Genomic DNA, 2,232 nt, shown 5'->3' with positions numbered 1-2,232 from the left:
ATCGGCACCATCAAGCGGCTGCTGATTGAGAAGGTGAGCGGACGGGTTCTCTATGTCGACGTGACGTTTGGCGGCTTTCTCGGGCTCAGGGTTCACCATCGTACAATCCCATGGGATAAGCTTTCATATGCCAAGGACCTTGAGGGCTATCGTATTGAGATTACCGAGGAGCAGGTCCGGGATGCACCATCGTTCTATGGGGGCGAAGGTGACGATCTGGTCTGGCCTGACCGCAAGCGCCAAAAGGAACTGAGGGACTACTGGCACGACGATCCAAGAGGCCCAATCTAGCCGTTCTTATGCACGAGAGGGCTGGAGAGGGCTGGCGGATGTAGCTTAAGCACTTGAAGCAGCGTAGGATTTGGTTGTTGAGACTAATCCCTGCCACCAATTGCCCTGTGCCACACTCGCCATGCCGGACGATACACCTGCCACCTTCCCGTTTCCAGCCGTTGGCCGCAAGAAGATCACCGCTGCTTTCGACGGTGGGCGCCTGTCGTCGGACGGTGGTGTGATGCTCCTGGCCCAGGCCGAGCGCCGGCTCGGCATCGCCGAGCGGCTGGCGCGCCTCATCCCGGATCGCCGCGATCCAGGCCGCGTGACGCACGCGATCACCGACATGATCCGCGCCCGCATCTTCGCCATCGCGTGCGGCTATGAGGATTGCAACGACTTCGGCCTGCTGCGCGCTGACCCGGCGTTCAAGCTCGCCTGCGGGCACTTGCCCGAGACGGGTGCGGATCTGGCCTCGCAGCCAACCCTCTCCCGGCTGGAGAACGCTCCGACAACCCGCGATGCCATCCGGTTGACCTATGCTCTGGTCGATCAATGGATGGACAGCTATGCCGCCGCGCCGGATGGTGTGGTGCTGGACATCGACGACACCTGCGACGTGGTGCATGGGCACCAGCAACTCTCCTTGTTCAACGCCCACTATGACGAGCGCTGCTTTCTGCCCATCCATGTCTATGACAGCGCCACCGGCCGCCCCGTCGCCATCGTGCTGCGGCCGGGCAAAACACCTTCGGGTCTGGAGGTGCGGGCGCATCTGCGCCGGCTTGTGCGCCGGATCAGGACGCGTTGGCCTCTCACCCGCATCACCATCCGCGGCGACAGTCACTACGCCCGTCCCGAGGCCATGGAGTTCTGCGAGCAGAACGGCCTCAGCTACATCTTCGGTCTGGCTGGCACGAGGCCGCTCACCACCAAAGTTCAGGAGGTGGCCGATGCGGTGCGCACCCACAGGGCGCTGGAAGATTGTGACGTCATCCGAGGCTTTGCCGAGACGACACACCGAGCCAAGAGCTGGTCGTGCGAGCGCCGGGTGGTGGCTCGGATCGAGGCCACGCGCCTGGGGCTCGACATCCGCTTTGTCGTCACCAATCTGACCGGCACCAGCCCGCGCGTCATCTATGAGAGCCTGTACTGTGCCCGCGGTCAGGCGGAGAACTGGATCAAGTTCCACAAGGCGCAACTCGCCTCCGATCGGACCTCGTGCCGGCGCGCCGTGGCCAACCAGGTCCGGCTCGTACTGCACACGGCCGCCTACTGGCTGATGCTGTCCGTGCGGGAGGCCATTCCGGCGACACGCGATCTCGCCCGGGCGGAGTTCGCAACGCTGCGGTTGCGCCTGCTCAAGATCGCCGTGCGGGTGCAGGAAACCACCAGCCGCATCCGACTGGCCTTTGCCTCGTGCTGTCCGGAAGCGGATCTCGTCCGGCGTCTTGCGAGCGCTCTGGCACCCCAGCCCCGGGCGGCCTCGCCCTGAGCGCCGGGGCTGCCATCGCCCCGGTCATCCCATCCCGTCCCTGCCAACGCGTTCCCCACGTTCCAGACCTTGCCGCGGTGAAAGAAACGCAGCGGATCGGCACGCCCGCGCTACCAAATAGGCCCCGAAACAAACTCTGGTGAATAGGAACGGCTAGCCCTTCAATCCTGGCCGGGGCAGGATGCAGTGACCCCGGCGGATCATCCGCGTGACCTCAAAGCCTTTCAAAGTGGCGTAGGCTGTTTCCATCCTCTGGAAGCCGCGGGTCAGCCGGATCACGCGCTTGAGCGCGCCATGGTCTGCCTCGATAATGTTATTCAAATATTTCGATGTCCGATGCTCGACGTTCTTCGGCAGCAGCCCCTCGCTTTGTAAGCGTCGGATGGTCTTCGGGTACGAGGCCAGTCTGTCAGTCGTGATCGTCTCAGGAGGGTAGTCGCTCATCGTCTTCAGAGCCTTGCAAG

General features: G+C 63.4%; 3 protein-coding genes. 2 read left to right on the top strand and 1 reads right to left on the bottom strand.

Features of this window, described 5'->3' with window-relative positions:
- Together C7G61_RS42535 and C7G61_RS42530 are read left to right on the top strand one after the other, a co-directional pair.
- Positions 1-291, top strand: a 291-nt coding sequence (locus C7G61_RS42535) for a PRC-barrel domain-containing protein (protein WP_145963823.1), incomplete at its 5' end; no start/stop codon positions are given.
- Between the two features lie 121 nt (positions 292-412).
- Positions 413-1,768, top strand: coding sequence for an IS1380 family transposase (locus C7G61_RS42530; protein ID WP_108523391.1), 1,356 nt, complete (start codon positions 413-415; stop codon positions 1,766-1,768).
- A 153-nt stretch (positions 1,769-1,921) separates the two neighbouring features.
- Here C7G61_RS42530 and C7G61_RS42525 read toward each other — a convergent pair.
- On the bottom strand, positions 1,922-2,232 hold a 311-nt coding region (locus C7G61_RS42525), incomplete at its 5' end, for a DDE-type integrase/transposase/recombinase (RefSeq protein WP_145963822.1).

The organism is Bradyrhizobium algeriense (assembly GCF_003062295.1).
Lineage (GTDB): Bacteria > Pseudomonadota > Alphaproteobacteria > Rhizobiales > Xanthobacteraceae > Bradyrhizobium > Bradyrhizobium algeriense.
Note: the sequence above shows the minus strand (reverse complement) of the source record. Positions and strands in the feature narration are given on the sequence as shown.